This window comes from Colwellia sp. MB3u-41 (genome assembly GCF_014076845.1).
GTDB lineage: Bacteria > Pseudomonadota > Gammaproteobacteria > Enterobacterales > Alteromonadaceae > Colwellia_A.
The window spans coordinates 23,700-43,882 of sequence record NZ_JACGUT010000033.1; the positions used below are offsets into that span (position 1 = coordinate 23,700).

The 20,183-nt window shown below is 35.5% G+C and carries 20 protein-coding genes; all 20 read right to left on the reverse strand.

The features are described 5' to 3' along the window. Positions 1 to 3: 3 nt before the first annotated feature. The 20 genes from H4J73_RS02005 to H4J73_RS02100 all read right to left on the reverse strand — a co-directional run bounded on the left by H4J73_RS02005 (position 4) and on the right by H4J73_RS02100 (position 19,765). Positions 4 to 720, reverse strand: a complete 717-nt coding sequence (locus H4J73_RS02005; RefSeq protein WP_182223670.1) for an SDR family NAD(P)-dependent oxidoreductase — start codon at positions 718 to 720, stop codon at positions 4 to 6. A gap of 1 nt (position 721) precedes the next feature. Next, on the reverse strand, positions 722 to 1,090 hold the full coding sequence (locus H4J73_RS02010) for a hypothetical protein (RefSeq protein ID WP_182223669.1): 369 nt from the start codon (positions 1,088 to 1,090) through the stop codon (positions 722 to 724). Next, positions 1,083 to 2,666, reverse strand: a complete 1,584-nt coding sequence (locus H4J73_RS02015) for a GMC family oxidoreductase (RefSeq protein WP_182223668.1) — start codon at positions 2,664 to 2,666, stop codon at positions 1,083 to 1,085. The genes H4J73_RS02010 and H4J73_RS02015 overlap by 8 nt, the downstream gene beginning before the upstream one ends. Next, positions 2,663 to 3,121 carry a 3-hydroxyacyl-ACP dehydratase FabZ gene (fabZ, locus tag H4J73_RS02020; protein ID WP_182223667.1) on the reverse strand — a complete coding sequence of 153 codons (459 nt, stop codon included), beginning with the start codon at positions 3,119 to 3,121 and terminating at the stop codon, positions 2,663 to 2,665. Before fabZ ends, H4J73_RS02015 begins: the two co-directional genes overlap by 4 nt. A 206-nt stretch (positions 3,122 to 3,327) precedes the next feature. After that, positions 3,328 to 4,581: an acyl-CoA reductase gene (locus tag H4J73_RS02025; RefSeq protein ID WP_182223666.1), complete on the reverse strand. Its 1,254-nt coding sequence runs from the start codon at positions 4,579 to 4,581 to the stop codon at positions 3,328 to 3,330. After that, the gene (locus tag H4J73_RS02030) at positions 4,514 to 5,512 is read right to left on the reverse strand and encodes a long-chain fatty acid--CoA ligase (RefSeq protein ID WP_182223665.1); all 999 of its coding nucleotides are present in this window, start codon (positions 5,510 to 5,512) and stop codon (positions 4,514 to 4,516) included. Before H4J73_RS02030 ends, H4J73_RS02025 begins: the two co-directional genes overlap by 68 nt. 3 nt (positions 5,513 to 5,515) lie before the next feature. Further along, entirely contained in the window at positions 5,516 to 6,901 is a 1,386-nt protein-coding gene (locus H4J73_RS02035) for an AMP-binding protein (RefSeq protein WP_182223664.1), read from the reverse strand. Next, positions 6,902 to 7,141: an acyl carrier protein gene (locus H4J73_RS02040; RefSeq protein ID WP_182223663.1), complete on the reverse strand. Its 240-nt coding sequence runs from the start codon at positions 7,139 to 7,141 to the stop codon at positions 6,902 to 6,904. It lies immediately after the preceding gene. A 334-nt stretch (positions 7,142 to 7,475) separates the two neighbouring features. Then, entirely contained in the window at positions 7,476 to 8,471 is a 996-nt protein-coding gene (locus tag H4J73_RS02045) for a transketolase family protein (protein WP_220460648.1), read from the reverse strand. Then, on the reverse strand, positions 8,461 to 9,285 hold the full coding sequence (locus H4J73_RS02050; protein ID WP_182223662.1) for a transketolase: 825 nt from the start codon (positions 9,283 to 9,285) through the stop codon (positions 8,461 to 8,463). The genes H4J73_RS02045 and H4J73_RS02050 overlap by 11 nt, the downstream gene beginning before the upstream one ends. A 188-nt stretch (positions 9,286 to 9,473) precedes the next feature. Further along, entirely contained in the window at positions 9,474 to 10,400 is a 927-nt protein-coding gene (locus H4J73_RS02055; RefSeq protein WP_182223661.1) for an AAC(3) family N-acetyltransferase, read from the reverse strand. Next, the gene (locus tag H4J73_RS02060) at positions 10,366 to 11,598 is read right to left on the reverse strand and encodes a lipopolysaccharide biosynthesis protein (protein WP_259367924.1); all 1,233 of its coding nucleotides are present in this window, start codon (positions 11,596 to 11,598) and stop codon (positions 10,366 to 10,368) included. Before H4J73_RS02060 ends, H4J73_RS02055 begins: the two co-directional genes overlap by 35 nt. 34 nt (positions 11,599 to 11,632) lie before the next feature. Next, the gene (locus tag H4J73_RS02065; protein ID WP_182223659.1) at positions 11,633 to 12,715 is read right to left on the reverse strand and encodes a DegT/DnrJ/EryC1/StrS aminotransferase family protein; all 1,083 of its coding nucleotides are present in this window, start codon (positions 12,713 to 12,715) and stop codon (positions 11,633 to 11,635) included. Between the two features lie 5 nt (positions 12,716 to 12,720). Further along, positions 12,721 to 13,305 (reverse strand): acyltransferase, encoded by a 585-nt coding sequence (locus tag H4J73_RS02070; protein WP_182223658.1) that lies wholly within the window; start codon positions 13,303 to 13,305, stop codon positions 12,721 to 12,723. Positions 13,306 to 13,316: 11 nt separating this feature from the next. After that, positions 13,317 to 14,288 (reverse strand): Gfo/Idh/MocA family protein, encoded by a 972-nt coding sequence (locus tag H4J73_RS02075; protein ID WP_182223657.1) that lies wholly within the window; start codon positions 14,286 to 14,288, stop codon positions 13,317 to 13,319. Positions 14,289 to 14,326: 38 nt separating this feature from the next. Continuing rightward, positions 14,327 to 15,601, reverse strand: coding sequence for a Vi polysaccharide biosynthesis UDP-N-acetylglucosamine C-6 dehydrogenase TviB (gene tviB, locus H4J73_RS02080; RefSeq protein ID WP_182223656.1), 1,275 nt, complete (start codon positions 15,599 to 15,601; stop codon positions 14,327 to 14,329). A gap of 215 nt (positions 15,602 to 15,816) precedes the next feature. Beyond that, positions 15,817 to 16,851 (reverse strand): UDP-N-acetylglucosamine--undecaprenyl-phosphate N-acetylglucosaminephosphotransferase, encoded by a 1,035-nt coding sequence (gene wecA, locus H4J73_RS02085; protein ID WP_182223655.1) that lies wholly within the window; start codon positions 16,849 to 16,851, stop codon positions 15,817 to 15,819. Between the two features lie 12 nt (positions 16,852 to 16,863). Next, positions 16,864 to 17,931 (reverse strand): Wzz/FepE/Etk N-terminal domain-containing protein, encoded by a 1,068-nt coding sequence (locus H4J73_RS02090; RefSeq protein WP_310649689.1) that lies wholly within the window; start codon positions 17,929 to 17,931, stop codon positions 16,864 to 16,866. 1,242 nt (positions 17,932 to 19,173) lie between these two features. Continuing rightward, positions 19,174 to 19,458, reverse strand: coding sequence for a GIY-YIG nuclease family protein (locus H4J73_RS02095; protein ID WP_182176904.1), 285 nt, complete (start codon positions 19,456 to 19,458; stop codon positions 19,174 to 19,176). 13 nt (positions 19,459 to 19,471) lie between these two features. Then, positions 19,472 to 19,765, reverse strand: a complete 294-nt coding sequence (locus tag H4J73_RS02100; protein WP_182176905.1) for a hypothetical protein — start codon at positions 19,763 to 19,765, stop codon at positions 19,472 to 19,474. Positions 19,766 to 20,183 lie beyond the last annotated feature (418 nt).

A 20,183-nucleotide genomic window follows, 5' to 3' on the forward strand; every position in this document is an offset into this window, starting at 1 on the left:
GCCTTATCGAGTTATTCCGCGATCAATAGTTATTACTTGCCCGGTAATATTTCTAGCCGAATCGGACAATAAGAACTCTATGGTATCAACTATTTCTTGTGGATAAATTTTTGAATTTAAACAAGCTCGGTTATCCAATTCAGTAAGACTTGCTTCATCCATGAGTGCTGCCATCTTGGATTCAACAACAGCAGGGGCGATTGCATTTACTCTTATTCCAAAGCCCCCTAGTTCTGTGGCCATTACTTTTGACGTATGAATTAGAGCCGCTTTAGATGCGCCGTAAGCAATTGTACCTTTATCACTTAAAACTCCTGCGGTCGATGCAATATTTAAGATACAGCCAGTTTTCCTTCTTAACATTTTCCGGACCAACTGCTGAGTAAAGTCAATGATTGCAAAATAATTAATATCAAAAATTTGTTTTATTTCCTCTGGCTTCGTCAACATAAAGCTTCCTCCATGAGCTACGCCGACACAATTAACTATTGCATATACCTCTTTATAACTTTTTTTAATTTGACTTACACATTCCTTAATTAGCAGTGAATCTGAAAAATCACATACATATAGTGTTAAATCATCATTAACTTCTAGACCAGACGTAGCGATATCTCTAACGCATGCTACAACATGATATCCCGACTCTATTAACTTTTTAGTAAGTGGAGTACCTATATCACCAGCAGCACCTGTAACTACAACTACTTGTTTATCCATGTTAATCATCTCTTTCAAATACGGGGATCAATAAATCAAAATCGATATCCGGCAGCGTTCTATAATTGGGGAAGATAGTTTTCCGCCCGGACTGAATATTAATCAAAACAGTAGGGTGGGTGAAATATAAAGAAAGGGAGGTATTGATTAGATTCCCTGCTTCTTTAGGGTGTTTTTTTTTGAATAATTTCAAAAAATCATTCACATCAACGCAGGTTAACTCAATTTTCAGTTCACTAATTAATGATGTAATTAGTGCCTCAGTATTAGGTTCAAACAGCTCTAAATTAACATCTAAACTCTCAAATGATGGAAGTTTCTGGCTTGCAGGATACATTTTACATAACAAAACAAAAATAGAGTTATTCATATTTTTTTATTATCTGGTCAGTTAAATAGAGCGCAACACTTTGTATGGTATTCGCTGGGTTTACACAGGAGCCAGTTACAAAGCATGAAGAATCGACAATAAATAAGCCTTTTACGTCATGTGATTGGCCATCAGAGTCTACAACCGACGTTTTGGGATCTGATCCCATTTTACATGTTCCCATTAAATGCCAACCAGTATTCCTCACAGGCCCATAGGCATACGTTTTTTTAGCTCCGGCTGCCTTTAGTACTTCTTTGGCGTTAGACATACCGTGCTTCATCATAGCCATTGTATTATCTGAAACCTTATAATGGACTTTTACACCTCGACTTCCAAACCGATCAAGGTCATCAGACAATTCGACTCGATTATTTGCATCTGGTAAATCATCACATATTATCGAAATAGAAAGCTGTTTTTTATAGGTGTTAAAAAAGTCATCTGAAAGTTTCTGACCAAATTTCAACTTTCTCTTACTTAAAGCCGATGTAGCAGCTTCTAATGGACCAGTTCCACGCAATACATGCATCATATAACCCAGATCAAAATTTTCAGTTGGGTTTCTATAATGCTCTAGGCTATATATCATGCATCCTTGAGGTCCAATATCAGTATCTAATTCTTCTTCAAATACACCTTCAACATACCCTAAAGGGTGAATCATTAAGTTTTTGCCTATGAGTCCACTTGAATTAGCTATGCTAGAGCCTGTTACTGAGTCTTTCGAATTTAGCAAAACTCTCGGAGTACCAATTGCACTCGCAGCCAAAATAACACCTTTAGCTAAAAGAGTCCTTCGTACTCCATCTGGGTCAAAGTAAACAACGCCTTTTGCAACGTTATTTTCTACGATGATAGAGTCTACTGAACATTCTGCAAGTAGATCTAGTCCGAGCTTTTTCGCCTTTGCTAGATATGTAATGTCTACGCTTGACTTAGCTCCTTGTGGGCAACCTGTATTGCATGGCCCTAAGTTGATACAAGCATCTCTGCCGTTTCGCTGCTTAGTTGAGATAGCACCATAACTAGGCCACCAATGCCATCCCTTACTATTAAATGCTTTTCCTAGCATTTCTCCAGTTTTACCTATTGGGATCGGTGGTAACAGTTCTTCTATATCAGGGTATTTTGGATCTCCGACTAAACCAGCTACTGCCATTTCAATTTCGTTGATTTCAAAATAAGGTTTTATATTTTCATAGCTAATAGGCCAGTCTTCACAGAGTCCTTCATTGCTTTTTAATTTAAAATCATTTGGTTGAAAACGAGGAAAGTGTGCGGAATAGATAATTGTCGAACCGCCCACAGCGTTGTAATTACAAACGGCAATCGGTGATTCTGAATCATCTACAGGATAATCAGCTTGATTTTTCCTTGTAGATGCTACAGGAGAAAATTCATTCGTTTTTTTAATTTCCCAATCAGTGCCAGTAGTTGGATATTTACCAGGGTCCAATTCAGGTCCCCTTTCTAAACAAGCGACTTTAAACCCCTTATTTACCAAACGCCAAACAGCAGCGGCGCCAGCGGCGCCACTACCTATCACGAGGAAGTCATAATCTATCTTATTCATTTTTTCGGCAAGTAATCTTCTAAAATTTCAGGGATAGTGATCATCATTTCTGCTTCACATGCAACTTCGCCATCAGTCATACCAACGGCCTTACCCTTACAAATCCCTCTTTTCCAAGACGAAATAGTAGCTTCAATTATTAGTTGTTCTCCCGGAAGAACCTCTTTTCTAAATCGCACGGTATGCTTTAGGGCATGAGTTACCTTACCTTCTAAACCATCTATAGTAGTAAGGGCAACCGTTAACATCTGCGCCATAGCTTCTAATTGTAGAGCACCAGGCATATTTGGTCCTCCAGGGAAGTGAACCGGAAAGTACCATTCATTATTAGAGAGATTCTTATAACCTTTTGCGTATTTTCCCGGTTCAACCTCAGTAACTGAATCTATCATTAAAAATGGGTAACGATTAGGTTGGTATTTTTTTAATTCTTCAGCATTTAATTTAAAAGCCATGTTAGTTCCTTAAATATTTATTTTATTAAATCGTTTAGCATTAACAGATAACTCAAAAAATTGAGAAAACAGGATTAAAGCTGTTTGTAAATTATGAACATGAAGATAACAGAACGGTTATCTTCATGTTTTAAAGTAGCAGATGTTCAATAAGGGAATACTATATTTCAATATCACCTCATGATTTTACATTATCTTCCATTTGGTTATCTTAACTCTATCTTTTTTGACAGAGTATCTATCAAGTTTTTCCCGTCCCAATGCATACCAATGCTTAATGCCTGTCCTACAGGCACAATACGGTCGACTAATTTACCATGTTCAACTATCATAGTTAATAATTCTTTGGGATCTATACCGAAATAAAGCAAAGTCTGTTCATTCTTTCGAATATAAGTAGAAATCTCATCTAGTTTAGTGATACCTTTCGAAATAAATGTTCCTAATTTAGGTTTTATCTCTTGGCTATCAGTATCTAATAACCACAATTTCCCTGAAGTTTGCTCAACATTGATAGAACCGTTAGTTTTCTCGCAGAATGTAATTACATCTATAAATTTGTCAATTTTTGATACAGTTGCCAGGTCATAAGAAGACTCAAGGTACTTATTCATTTGATGGATAAACTTTTGCTTAGCTTGGTCTTGCTTAGCTTCATTCCCATACCAATAAATAATTGAAGGAGAGGAGCAAGCATTTTGATCAACTAAATAGGTGTCATTATAAAAATCCCTGCAAAAGCTCTCCATTTGTACTTCATTTAAACTGATCAAATGTTGGCAATCCAAGACAACTGAAGACACTCGATCAGGGAAATAAACCTCTATGCACAGAGGCTTTTTATCTAGTTGCCTAAAGAGTTTAACTGTTCTGTCGCCACCCCAAACAACTAACGCATCCGAGTTGGCGACCAACTCAATGAGTTTGTTACTATCCCTCTCCGTTCGGACGAAACAATTCGCGAGTCCGATATTTTTAAATTCATTTGTATGACATAATTCTAAAAACAAATTAAGAAAAACATCCAACTGTTCAAATTTCTTAGTTGGAATTCTAACAATATTTCGATTACCCGATAAAAACCCCATTAAAAACGAAAAAGCAAAATTCATTGGAATATTAGAAGGAGCAATATGTAAGCAAGTACCTAAACCGAATCTGAAACTATCACTGTCCGGTGCTATTTGTGACAACTTCAACTTCATTAAATTCGATTTACGACAATAATATCCGAATGTAATTAAATCAGGGAATTCTTTTGCCGCAGGAGATCTCAGAATCGACTTTGAAAGAGAGACTAAGAAGTTGACCCTTTCTTCAGCAAAAATCGGTTTTGAGTTTTTTTGACATAGAGTCTGTAAATCAAAATTTTCTTGAAACTCTTTCTCAGATTTATACAGCATCACTACACCCTCTAATTTCAGCACTTTGTAATCTTCCTTTAATAACCAAAATGTCACCTTTTCGTCCGCAAGCGCATTTTGATGCAGGGTATAAAACGCCGATATCTTCTGTCAATAAAGAGTGCCCAGGATAGCTTTCCTGAATTGTAGAGCAAACCTGGATTATTCCTTCTTCGCCATATTTATTAACGTCGAATGTTTGGAAATTCCTAATCAGTACATCCCCGTTACTTGGTGCATGTATATGTCCTCTTTCGCATTCAAAGGATATACTTCCAGTTTGCTCTATCATGCCATAATAGTTATGCACAGCTCCGCAACCAGTATATTCTTTAAGCATCGATTTAAAATTGTTATCCGATACATTTAGATTAACAAGTTTCTTCCAGCCACCACCATGCAGAATGAAGCTATTTGACAGATCTAATTTTATACCGCTATTTTTCAATGGCTGTATTAAGTATTGATAAAGCATAAACGTAAAGCCAAAGATAAATATTTTTTGACCTTCATGTTTTTTTATAAAGTCTTGCACCTCTTGCAACTTTAACTCCATATTACTATCAAGCGCAAAACATCTTTTTTTTCCATAAAGCGAAAAACCGTTAACCGCTGCAGTTCGAGCCGTTCGTCCCCTAGCAGTATTTTCTGAGTCGATTATTAGCATAGGAAATCGTCCACTACCAAAGTATTCTTTAAAAGAATCAGTCAACCCCTTTGATTGCTGTTTTGCTGTATGTTTATCTAGATATATTTTGGACTGTTTTCCGGTAGTACCTGAGGACAACATAACTTTAAATACTTCAGTCTCTGCCACACTAAGCAAATCAAACTCTTTAAACGCCCGAACAGGTAAAAAGGGTAAATCAGCAAGCGTTTTAATTTTTGAAGGAAGCGTTAGCGAGTCAATATAATAAGAGTAAAGTTTACAATTAGCTTTGTGCTGATCTGTTAATTCCATATATCTGTCAAGATTTAAAGTTTTCATCGTTTAACCGCAATACTGTTCGTTTAATAATTTATAGTCTGTCTTTCCAGATGAGTTAAATGGAATACAATCTACGTTAAAGACCTTAACATTGGTTTTATTGAAACCATATTTCTGGGTAACTATTTTCCTTAGATCTGTATCCATCACTTCTGACAGTATCAAAACTAATTTATCATCCTTACCGACAACAGCCACCCCAGGAAAACCATCACCTAAATCTTTTTCGATTTTGTCTAAATTAACTGAGGTGCCATTAATCTTTATAAATCGTTTTTTTCGTCCAACAATCTTAATAAATCCATCTTCGTCTAATTCAACAATATCGCCTGTAAATAGAACGCCGTTAAATTCGTCTCCTTTAGATAGATCAGCTATATTTTCTGCATATCCTAGTGAAACATTCGGCCCTTCGTACACAAGTTCACCAATACCAACAGTTTCCCTATTAGTTCCTATAGTAAGTTTTCCGCATGAAATTGCTCTCCCTGCACTTCCATGTTTAGCTACAGAATCATCAGGGCTTAAATATGAGATTCGTGGAGAAGCTTCTGTTTGACCATACATAGTGAAGTATTTAATATCATGATTACCGAATTCCTCGTAAAAATAATTCGAAAAGCTTTCTGGTAAGTATCCACCAGCCTGCGTTACATATTTTAACGAACGAACTTTGTGGTAATCGATTGTCAATCTTCTTAGAATTTTCATTGTGAAAGGCACACCTGAAAAATCTGTCACCCCATAATTTTCTATATCATTCCAAATTTCTTTTTCCAAAATTGTGTGTGTTGAAATTACATATTTTGCTCTTGAATAAATAGTATTGTGTAAAACCGACAACCCGTATGAATAATGAATAGGTAATAAGGAGATAGACACACGATTTTCATCAAAATTTAGATAATCACAGATTGACTCAGTACAAGTGTCTATATTGTTTGCAGAGATCCTGACGCATTTAGGATCGCCGGTTGAGCCAGACGTTGGAATTAATAAAGCCAGCTTATCAAATATATCACTAGACAACGGAACATTTCTTTGAAACATAACGATGTCACTAGAGTTGCGAGTATACTCTAATAGTTCTAAGTCAATATTTTCACCCGTAATTATATAATTAGGCTTGTAATTTGTTATAAAACTTCTCAACAACTCTGGTTTATAATTTTTATCGACCAATAACGGAACTTTATTGTGCCTAATCGCAGCAACATAACTTACAATTGTCTCAATATCTTTATCACATAAAATTAGTACGATTTCTTTTTCATTGTTATCAAAAAGAGAATCACCTAGCTTAAAAATATCATTATAAGAATAAGTAGTATTTCCGTGTATTATGAACGTATTATGATCTAATTCATTAGGCTGGCTTAATAATAACATTTAAAATTTTACGTCATATTTTTCTAGCGTTTTGATTCCTGTTTTATAAGAACCAAAATCAATTACATCATCCATCTCTAAAGATATATCGAATAAATCTTCAAGTTCTGCAATTAATGCCATATGGGCGACTGAGTCCCAAGTATCAATGCTTTGGTACTCTAAACTATCAGTAAGATCTGATTGTTCAATTTCTAAGACGTCAATAAAAACTGAGTCGTATTTTTCAAGATTAGTCATTTTCATTCTCCAATTTATTTAAAATTTATTAATTTTCTCAATTACAATATTATTCAGAGCCAGCTAAATTACACTCAGCTCTTCGCTTCTTTAATTTACAGGCAGATAAACGCCTGATTTTTAATATATATCAATTATGTCAGTAAAATTTATTGCTACTAAAGGTTCATTAAGACAATATCAAAAAACACAATATTCTATAGTGATAAGTTAACTAACTTATCACTATCAACGAAAAGATATTAAATATTATCTTAGTTGCTCAGTAATATACATAAGATCGGCACTTGCCTACTCGCTTGTATTCAAGAGCAAGACTATAAGTAATCAGTTGCTAAGTAGAGGCCTGTGCATTTGACATTCGTTCAATATTCTCTTTCATTTGATTATAAATACTTTCACCATCTAATCCATAAAGTGAAATTAAGTATTCATATTCACCGGTTTCAAGATATTGGTCAGGTAATGATTTAGTGACTACATCGACACTAGTTATGTTTTCTTCAATTAATAGTTCATAAATACTGCTTACTAGGCCACCTACTTTAGTGTGTTCTTCAAAAATAAAGAGCTGTTTAGAAGCTTTAATCCCATCTAATACAATCTCTTTATTAAAAGGCTTAATGGTATGCATATTAAGCAAACCAATATTGTAACCTTCAGCGTTTAAACGATCAACGGCTTGTTTTGCTTGTCCTACTGTTGTCCCCATCGCTATAACATTTATAAGCCCTTTTTCTATGATCCAATTCGGTTTACCAATCTCGAAGTCATAATCGTCTTCATAAACAATTGGAGAATTTACAGTGCCGGTTAACCTAATATAAACAGGATGATCATAATTTAATGTGGCATTCATCACTTTATCTAACTCAATACAGTCAGCTGGACTAATAATAGTAAGATCAGGGATAGTTTTCATGACAGCAACATCTTCTAGTCCAAAATGGGAGTTGCCTAAAAATCCCATTGCTAAGCCGCTTCCTAGAGCAACTAATTTTACAGGCTCGTGCATATAACCCATATTCATTCTGACTTGCTCAGCGGCTCTCATCGAAGCGAATGGTGCGAACGTAGATGCATAAACTTTATAATCGACTCTAGTCATGCCTGCAGCTACGCCAATCATATTTTGCTCTGCTATCCCTACATTTACAAATCGCTCGGGGTGATTTTGATAAAAACTAGCTAATCCAGATGAGCGTCCTAAGTCAGCTGACATTAATAACACATCATCATTTTCTTTGGCTATTGTTGCCATGACTTTGCCATAAACAGCTCTAGGCCCCATACGGGACCATCTTTTTGCTATTTTTTTATTAATTTCCATTATTGTTACCCATTAATTCACCAATAAACTGATCATAAGAAGATTTGGTTATTCTATTGTGATGCCAGTCATTATTATTTTCCATCAATGAGATTCCTTTACCTTTAATTGTATTTGCTACAACAACTGTCGGTTTATCATCGTTCATTGCTGCTAGCGTATATGCTTTGTGTATTTCTAAATGGTCGTGCCCGTTAACTTCAATCACGTTCCAACCGAAAGATCCCCACATTTTTGCCAAGTGTAAAACGTCTGAATAAGCGGTTGCACCATCGTTTCTGAATCCATTCTGATCAACAATCGCGACCAAGTTATTCAATTTAAACTCAGCAGCAAATTGAGCTGCTTCCCATACCGAGCCTTCATTACATTCACCGTCCCCCATCATGACATAAACCTTATTCGGAAGACTTTTTTTCTTGTAGGCTAATGCCATACCGGCCGCATACGAAATTCCTTGACCAAGACTTCCATTAGATGACTCAATTCCATATTTGAGGTTCTTTATTGGATGGGCTATTAATTTACTGCCATTTTGTTGAAACGTATCAAATACTTCTTCTGAAAAATAGTCGTAATAAAAAAGGGTCGCAAAATAACCGAGAACTGTATGTCCTTTACTTAAAATAAAGATGTCTCTGTCTATACAAAGTGGATTTGAAGAGTCAAAACGGAGAAAGTCTTCGTATAGAACTGTCAATAAATCGACCATACTCAAAGCGCCACCTAAATGAGCTGGTTGTCCGCAACTATAAGCTCGATCGATTATTATTTTCCTAATATCTCTACTTACTTCTAAGTGATTTTTTTTCATTTCTAACCTTAAATATTTTAAACTGAGAAAACGTTATAATTATAAAACATCTTATTTCTATAAAACTACAGATTGTTCACCCTCGATCCCGAAATTATAAGGACATTCAAGACGCAAGAATACAATTAATTTAAAATGTTATCTGTAATTTTCCTGTATCTCAGAGATGCTTTATCTGAAAAATAATTTTATGTCTTTTTATTTTTTTTGATAATGATAAATACTTTCCTTTTCATAATAGTTAGTATTTTACACACTAATTGTGGAATATGTTTAGAATAGAATTTTATCACTCCAAACCCGTTATAGATGTATCTTCCATAACAGCTTAGACAATCTTTGTTATTACACTTAATTAAATAAGGTCGTTCATTAAAGATCTTCATTAACACAACGCTAGATTTTTTGGTGTCAACTAACGCAGAAAGAGACTTTCCAATGGGTCCGAACTTGATAGCTTTTTGAGCAATATGCTCACCAAACGTATTTATTGCCCCTCCAGTACATCCCCCTACATCTTTTCTTGTAAACAAAGTTTTGTTATTTTTGGAATTAATGAAATATGTTTGTTGTAAATTTGCTAACGGATGACTACGAGTATGCCCTAATACTTCTTGGCAAAAATGAAATGGCATAGGTGAATTACGGTTATCTTCTACAGTCCCTAGCATTAAGTTTTTACCACCTAATTCTATAATTTTTCCATAAATTGAATATGAAAGGCTTTTTTCATCATGCCCATCCAGTATAAATTCAGCTTTTGGGCCAATTCCGAAACATGAGTTTGTCGGATGCGTGCTTCTTATTACGTCAGCATATAAATAAAATGCCGTCGATAAAGAACCACTGTTAGGTGCGCTATCAGGCGTAAACACAATGTCCTTGCTCTTTTTGAACCGTGAAAAACAGGTAGTGTTAGAAGGGATTATAAGTGTACCGTCTTTCCCTACGACAGACTGTAATATTTCCACCCAGTCCTTCAAGGTTGTGTCGATATTTTTATTAAAATAACCAATTCTCATTAAATCAGCAGACAAAAATAATATGTCGCCCTTTTTAATACCTAGGTCAATCAAGGATTCAATTAATGATTCTTTTGTAATTTTTTTCTTCATGATTTCTTTTCAAAAAAGTTCGCTGGACAACAATATCTATTATATAAACTATAATTAACAGATATACAAAATATTCAAGAGATTGCTCTAACTGAATATCGTTTTTCTCTAAATACTCAAATAAAAGATACATAGAGAACACTCTAAGCGAATGCCATAACGGGGAATACCACCATATATTTAGCGCTAAGCTAGTTGACTCCATTGGTCTAGAGATGAATGCAAAATATGAGCTAAATAAAAGAATTTTCGCAAGAGAACCTGCCTCATTCCAGTTTTCTCCAAATACGAATTGATATCCCCAATCACTTGTAAAATAAATTACAATAAATACTGGGGAGGAGATCATAATTGCTAATTTGATTGTTTGATTCCACAAATCTAATCGCTCTTGATTTGTATTAGTTTTTGACATCCTCTGAAAGTAAACTTTACTCATGGGTTGAGAACCCAACAACACCACCAAACTTAATGTAGCTAATGACAATGAAAATTGACCTAGTGTATTTTTACCAAAATTAGCGGCAACATACTGGAGCGGCAAAAGTTGAGTAGAAACTAGCAAAAGGTGCGAATACACAAGTGCTAATGAACGTTTAGAGAGACCTTTTAATTCCTTAAAGCTAAACCGTTGTTTTCCAGCTAACACATCAAATTTAGAAATCCACAACAAATAAATAACTTTTATAGATAGACCTAGCATCAAAGATAGCAACAGACCATATTCTTTTAAGCTGCTATAGGCACATATAACTGCAAATATAAAGAATACGACTTTAGAAAAAACATCTCCTAGGGTGCTTCTAAAAAAAACCTCCTTCTTTTGAAGGTTTTGTTCTAATCCGTAGGATAAGCAAGTTAATAATCCCGAAAAAACCAAAATTAATATCAAGTAATTATCTAATTTTACAGAATAATACTGTTCTACTAGGTTTTTATTACTTAATATAAAAATGGGTAAGATCAATGATGCCACCAAGGCTATCATCATGATGCTTTTTAAGTTATTTACAGCAGCCTTATGTGAAGATGAAAGTATTAACAAATGCTCGTATCTAAAACTCAATAATATTGAGGTCGCTATAACAAGCTGCAAATACATACTATATTCACCATACAATTCTGGCGCATATATTCTAGTCACTACAGGGATAGAAATTAATCCCAATACTTGTCCTATCATATTGCCACTAAACATTTTTAAAATGTCTGAGTGAAACTTATTTTTAGGTTTAATCACCTGAACTATTCAACATATAACCGTGCATTGGTAGACTAAAGACTTCCTTGACTAATCGGCTCGCTACAGGGAAATCTTCATCGGTATACTTTAGAGCTGAAAATGCAGTTTGCTGGTGCATACAACACCCATAATATATCATTGTAGGGATATTTAGAGCTTTATATTTGATCATTTCTAGCTCCCTCGTATCAGAAACCAGAGTATATTGAGCCCAAGATGAGTAGTACCCCTCTGGTACTGTTGGAGTTGTTAATGAAAAACGAAGTTCCTCATTATACTTGTTAGCTGCATTATTTCGAGCTTTCAATTCTACAGGGAATTCGGCTAATTTTTCTAATAGAACGGCAGCTTGTATAGTATCAAGTCTAGAATTAACCCCTATACGAACATTGTCGTACTTATCTTGTCCTTTGCCATGAACTCGATATGAGCGAAGCAATGATGCATATTCATCATTATTGGTAAAAACTGCACCGCCGTCACCATAACAACCTAAAGGTTTAGCAGGAAAGAAACTGGTCGTAGCTAAATCACCAAAGCTACCAGCTTTTTTACCTTCAATGGAGCCACCAAAACCTTGTGCGGCATCTTCAATTAGTTTTAAGTTATATTTTTTAGCTATACGTTCTAATTCCGGATAATTAGCTGGCAAACCAAATAGATCGACCGCAATAATAGCTCGTAAATTCAACTTACCTTCACTGATGACTTGCTGAATTCTTTTTTCTAGATCTAGCGTACAGATATTGAAAGTTTGCTCGTCCGAATCAACAAAAACGGGAGTAGCTTTGGCAAAGGCAATTACTTCTGCAGTAGCAAAAAAAGTAAAAGTAGGGCAAAAAACAGCATCCCCTTCTTTTATATCTAAAACCATCATTGTTAATGTTAACGCGTCTGTACCATTAGCACAGGTAATCGCATGCTTGACCCCAACATATTCAGCTAGCTTATCTTCAAGCTCTTTAACTTCGGGGCCCATGATATATTTCCCATGATCTAATACAGTTTGTATCCGCTTATCTATCTTTTGCTTCAGGTGTTGATATTGTGCTTGAAGATCTATAAATTGCATCTAATTTACTCTGTTATCTGAGTTAGGTGACCGTCCGTAAGTAGGTATTGCATACCTGTATGCTGACAAAGTACTTTACCATTACCTGTTAATGGCAAATCCAATTGCTCACCAAATTTACTCATCCAACCAATTTGCTTAGCAGGGACACCTACCATTAAAGCGTAGGGCTTAACATTTTTGTTAATAACTGCTCCAGCGCCGACAAAAGCATATTTACCAATAGTAACCCCGCATACTAACGTGCAATTGGCTCCAAGGGTGGCGCCTTTTTTAACAACAGTATTGCGGTATTCGTCTTTACGCTCGACACCAGAACGAGGGTTATAAACATTGGTAAAAACCATACTCGGGCCACAAAACACTTCAGCTTCAAGGTGAACGTTGTCATACACTGAAACGTTATTTTGTATTTTGCATTTATCGCCAATAGTGACTTTATTACCAACGAATACATTTTGCCCTAATGAAACAGCCTTGCCTATTTTCGCTTCTGCACAAACATGAGCAAAGTGCCATACACGAGAGTCAGCGCCAATAGTGGCACCTTCGTCAACAATTGCGCTTTCATGTTTATAATAATCAGCCATAAATTCCTCTATTATTTACTAACAGATTTGTTAATAACTTTACTAACAAAAGGGTGAAAATCAGAAGAGTTTGTAACGACATCCTGATTACGAATGTCACTTACTATTTCAATACTTTTTCGTGCTTCTTCCAAGCCAAAACCACCACCATTCAAGATATGTTCGTAGCTTTTTGTGTGAAGATCAGTAAAGCCACCAGAAAATTCAATTTCGTTCCCATCAACGGTAATTGAACGATATGTTCTTTGTCCGGCAGCTTTGATTTCTTCAGGAATATATTCATAGTTTACTGATAAGAACCAGCGAACCTTAGCGTGTTTAAACTCTAAATAACCTGCATTGGCACTTTCTTCTTTTAAATGCGCTTCATTTTTAACAATATCACCAAAAACCCAACCTAGCATGTCATAAAAATGAACACCTATATTAGTTGCTATGCCACCTGATTTGTTATCATCGCCTTTCCATGAGGTAAAATACCAGTGACCACGGCTTGTTAAATAAGTTAAGTCTACATCGAACACTTTGTTTGGATTTTTATCAATTTCATCAGCAACATATGCTTTCAAATCGATAATACTTTGATGTAAGCGTAATTGAAGAATATTATAAACTTGCTTACCTGTTTCATCTTGTACTACTTTTAACGCATCTATATTGTGAGGATTTAAAACCAGTGGTTTTTCACAAATTGAATGCGCATCATTCCGAAGTGCAAAGCGAATATGCGAGTCATGTAAATAATTAGGTGTTGCTATACTAACATAATCTATTTTTGTTCCACTTCGCTTTAATAAATCTATGTGGCGATCAAAACGTTCATACTCAGTAAAAAAATCTGCATTTGGAAAATGGCTATCGATAATACCAACAGAGTCATTTTTATCTAACGCTGCAACTAAATTATTACCAGTTTCTTTAATAGCCTTCATATGACGAGGTGCAATATAACCAGCGGCACCAATAAGAGCAAAATTTTTCATTAACAGTTCCAATTAAGTTTTAATTCACAAATATGTGTTTATAAACGACAGTCTACTTCGTTTTTATCCAATACGTACTTTAAGTCATACAATACGTGTTTTTCCTTAGCTAAAGCTTTAATTCCTTTAGCTCCTATATTTTTAAATTCATCATGTGCTACCGCCAAAATAATAGCATCGTACTGTTCTGGTTTAGGTTCAATGAGTGACAATCCATATTCAGATTGAGCATTTTCATTAGAGCACCAAGGGTCGGTAATATCAACATTGACATTGTATTCTTTAAGTTCGTTAACAATGTCTACCACCTTAGTGTTTCTTAAATCAGGGCAATTTTCTTTAAAGGTTAATCCCATTACTAGTACATTAGCACCGTGAACTTGGATCTTCCTTTTTAGCATTTGCTTCACTAATTGTGAAACAACATACTTACCCATACTATCATTCAAACGTCGACCCGCTAAAATCATTTCAGGATTATAACCTACAGATTGTGCTTTATGAGTTAAATAATAAGGGTCTACACCAATACAATGACCTCCGACTAGGCCAGGTCTGAAGGGTAAGAAGTTCCATTTTGTACCTGCGGCCTCTAACACTTCAAGCGTATCAACATCTAACTTATTAAAAATAATTGAAAGTTCATTGATCAAAGCAATATTGACATCACGTTGAGTATTTTCTATAACTTTTGCGGCTTCAGCAACTTTAATAGAGCTCGCCTTATGAGTACCAGCCGTGATGATTGATTTATACAGTTGATCAACTTTTTCTGCAATTTCAGGCGTTGAACCAGAGGTAACTTTTAAAATATTGGTTACGCGATGTTCTTTGTCACCTGGATTAATTCTCTCAGGGGAGTAGCCAGCATAAAAATCTTTATTAAACGTTAAGCCAGAAATGCGTTCAACAACGGGTATACATTCTTCTTCAGTCGCTCCAGGGTAAACTGTTGACTCGTAAATAATGATATCGCCTTTACTAACGACTTTTCCAAGCATTTTACTCGCTTTGACAAGAGGTGTTAAATCAGGCTGTTTGTGATCATCAATAGGTGTAGGCACGGTAACGATATATACGGTACATGCTTTTAAATCGTCAGTTGAAGCTGAATAGCTTAGTTTTAGTGCTTCTTTTAATTCATCGACAGAGCATTCTAATGTTGAATCCATCCCTTCACGTAATTCACGCACGCGTGTTTGGTTAATATCAAAACCAACAGTATTATATTTTTTACCAAACTCTACGGCTAACGGAAGGCCGACATAACCAAGACCAATGATTGCTATTTTTGTATTTTCTTTATCAAACATTTAAAAAACTCTGTAAAAGTCACCACATTTAAAATTGGTAGACTGCAATTTAAAAATAATTGGGTTGAAACTTTTTAACACCAAAACTCAGTTATTTATTGTTCATGAGACAAAAATAGTCGTCATTGAGACACTCAACTAACCTTTCAATCATTAAAAAAATTTTTTAACAAGGGTTTAGCCATTAAATTCTTCATTAATATCAATAGGCTTCCCTATTTTACTCTTTCAAATTTTGTAATCTTTCTTATTACCAGAACATAACAAGCAAAGATAAAAATAAAACCTGTCAGCATAATTACATCTGGTATAACAAAATATTCACCCGCCAAACCAATTACTGACATTACTACTGCAAAGGTAGAAATAATGACTAATGCTTGTCGTGAGCTGTAACCTACTCTTTGAAGTATATGATGGAGGTGATCTCTGTCTGGTTTAAAAGGCGACTTTCCATTTTTATAACGACGTACCACTATTGCTAACATATCCATTAATGGAATCGCACAAATCCATAGAGCGGTTACTGGGCGAAATGAAGCGTTTTCATTTTGAGTGCCCATAGTAAGCAACCAAATAACACTCAAGCCAATAAACATGCTGCCTGCGTCACCCATGAATATTTTTTTTGCTTTGGACGCTAAACCTAAATTAAAAATTAAATAGGGGATAGTCGCCGTAGCAAGTATTAACGGGTAACTCACGTAATCGTTTTGTCCGCTCATGATAAATAGAATAGCGATAGCCGTAAAAGTATTAATGCTTAAGCTGCCGATCAAACCATCAATACCGTCAACCATATTAAAAGCATTGATAACAACAATAATACCGACATAAGTAAATATAATACCTATAGGGCCAAGTGTTACGTTACCTAAGCCAAATAAATCACCCAAGTTTGATATATAGCCACCAACACCGTATATCATTAAACTGGCAACAATGAGCTGCCCAATAATTCTAATACGTACTTTCAAATCGAATTTGTCGTCTACCGCGCCAATAAATACCATCATCGCTGATGCTATAAGATACATACGAAGCTCTAAGGTATTCGGTAGCCATAAAAGGCTTGCCATGAGTACCGCCATAAAGATTGAAATTCCGCCAATAAGCGGAATATGTCCGGCATGCAATTTTCGTTCGCTGGGTTTGTCAACTAAGCCAACTTCTATTGCTACTGGTTTAAAGAACTTAATTGCGATGAAGGCAAAGCAAAATGCGGTAAGTGCAGAGATAAATACGTCCATTATAATGTCTTATTAGCTTACGCTAATTTCTTCCTTAGTTTTAGTCAATTTATTGTTATTAGTAAAATGCCTGATTAATACGATAAGTATCGACAATATACCACCCAGCATTGTACCTAGTACTACAATTAATGCACGCTTAGGGCCAGATTTTTGTTCTGGCACTTGTGCAGGGTCAATCGTTTTTAAAACATACTCTGTTGAAACCTTAGTTAACATCATATTTTTCGTTTGTTCTTCAATCAATTGATAAAAAACAGTTTCCATAGCACTAACTTCAGTATTTCCTAACTGTTTGGTTAAGTAATCTATTGACGCTTGGGCTTCTTGTTCATCTTTTTCGCGCATAAAGTTGTTAACGTCGCTAACTAACCAAATCAACCATTTTTTTGCAATATCCGGTGAATAAAACTCAATATCGATAGTCACTAATGATGTTGTTTTATCTTGTGAAATCGTTAATAAGCTTAAAAATTGGTTATACGCTTCCCATGAAGATGGTGCTGAAATTTTAGGGAATGAAACTTCTCTTATCCATTTTTTATTTATACTATCATAAAGTTCTTTATTAATAACGAGAGAGTCTGTTGCTCTGTCCCAATTCTCACTTGCCATAAGCGGTACGAGCAATTCATGTTTACTAATAAAGTTTTCTAAAAATGAGCGTGTTTTTATAATTTCTAGAGCAAGTGCTATTTTATCACTACCACCACCTAAACTAATTCCAGCAAGACTAGCTAAACCACCAAACTGTCCGGCAAGTGCTCCCATTCCACCACCAGAATCTGATGAGGCGGGGGCTAATAAAATTGATGCTTTATAAATATCAGGTTTTGATAAGGCAAAAGCAACTGAAGAAGCTGCGAAGATAATGGAAATAACGATGATAATATATTTTCCTGACCATATCGCTCGCCATAATTCTGCTAAGTCAATTTCATCGTCTGAGTTGTTTTTTTCGGTAAGTTGCTGAGCCATTTGCTGAGAAAGCAAAAGCGCTTCTGGAGAAAAGGGTGTAGTGGATTGCTGAGTACTATTATGATTCGATTGATTCTGATTTGGCACTTGCAAATTTTCCATACTTAACTATTTGAATAACAATAGGACACTTCCCTATTAAAGCATGCAAATTATACTGTATTAAATTAACTTATGTAAAGGTCAACGCACAGATACTTGTAATAAAGTTGTTATATTAATGTTTTTTTTTTGTTTTTAGCAAATAAAAATTCATTACTGATTAATTAATATTCATTTCAGATAATTAACTAAACGTGCAATTTTTTCGTTTAACTTAAGGATTATGAAATAATGGGTTGTTTACTTTTTATATATTAATGCTTTTAAGTACAGATCTTGAAACGAGTTCAGGATGACGGTATTTGGGTCAGAATAACGGGACATACAGGTAGAATTACGTAGTTCTTTGTCGTCATGCTGAATTTATTTCAATATCTGGTTTTTTTGCTTATAAGTACAGATCCTGAAACGAGTTCAGGATAACGGGACATACACTTAGAATTACGTAGTTCTTTGTCGTCATGCTGAATTTATTTCAGTATCTGGGTTTTTTTGCTTCTAAGTACAGATCCTGAAACGAGTTCAGGATGACGGTAGTGGGCTCTGGATGACGGTTTTGGTGTCAGGCTTTTAGTGCTTGTGTCTGGATAAAGGGACATACACTTAGAATTACGTAGTTATTCTATCGTCATGCTGAATTTATTTCAGTATCTGGGGTTTTTGCTTCTAAGTACAGATCCTGAAACGAGTTCAGGATGACGGTATTACGTTCAGGATGACTGTAGTTGGCTCTGGATGACGATTTTGGTGTCATGCTTTTAGTGCTTGTATCTGGATAAAGGGACATACACGTAGAATTACGTAGTTATTCTATCGTCATGCTGAATTCATTTCAGTATCTGGTTTTTTTTGCTTATAAGTACAGATCCTGAAACGAGTTCAGGATGACGGTATTACGTTCAGGATGACTGTAGTTGGCTCTGGATGACGATTTTGGTGTCATGCTTTTAGTGCTTGTGTCTGGATAAAGGGACATACACGTAGAATTACGTAGTTCTTTGTCGTCATGCTGAATATATTTCAGTATCTGGTTTTTTTTTGCTTATAAGTACAGATCCTGAAACGAGTTCAGGATGACGGTAATAGGCTCTGGATGACGGTTTTACATTCAGGATGACGGTGGTGGCTCTGGATGACGGTGGTGGATTCAGGATGGCGGTTTTGTGTTTAGACTAGCTGTGTTTGTGTCTGGTTTTCGTTACACAGTCGAGAGCTAGGTGGGCCTTTCTTTTATGAGGTATTTTATAAGTCCTTACTCAGATCTAGCCAATTAGGGTTTATTTGTTCTATTAAATTTTCCTTCCAGGCCCTTCGCCAGTTTTTAAGTTGCTTTTCTCTTGTTATCGCATCGTACATCGTTTCAAATGACTCAAAATATACTAATTTATTCAGGTTATATTTATGGGTGAAGCCTAATGTAAGTTTAGATTTATGTTGATAGACCCTCTGAACTAGCTGACTCGTTACACCTATGTATAGTGTCGTATTTTTTATATTTGTCATTATATAAATATGCGGCTGTTTCATATTGACAAGCCTATTAGTAAATAAATTTTTTCGCTAATTTAGATATTTCAGGCCAATCATTGTTAATAAGAAATTGTTTTTCTTTTTTACTCCATTGTCTAATTTCACTTGCTATTTCTCTGGCTTCTTCTTCCGTTTTAAATTTCTGTTGATGTACGAGTTTAGCGGGTAAGCTTATATCATTGTCTAACAACAGCTTGTTATATTTGTCGTATTTAGCCAATACGATATCAAGTTCATCACAACAACCTGTGTAATAACGGCCGTCTACTGACTGTAATATATAAACATAGATTTGAGTATTCATATCACAAGCTCCTTTTGTTAACATAAAATTTACACTTATTCAGTGTAGTATAGCTTTAATACTTTGTCAGTTATCTATGATGAGTTTATTTTAGTGTCCCGTTTAGGCGCGTTGCCGCTTGTCGTCATGCTGAATTTATTTCAGTATCTGGGGGTTGTAGGTAAGTACAGATCCTGAAACAAGTTCAGGATGACGGGTACACAATCAGGATGACGGGGATGCGCGGCTACGATGGTGGGTAATCGCTAACTTGTTAATGGTGCAGAGTTCTTGATGATGGTGTTGGCTTCTTGATGATGGTGTTTGCTCCGTGTGTCTGGTTTTTGTTCATAGTCTCGGTGTTTTCTTGATCTATTTTCGTCGTGCTGAGTGTATTTCAGGGTGGTGGAGTTCTTGGTCGGGACAGAGCCTGTGACCG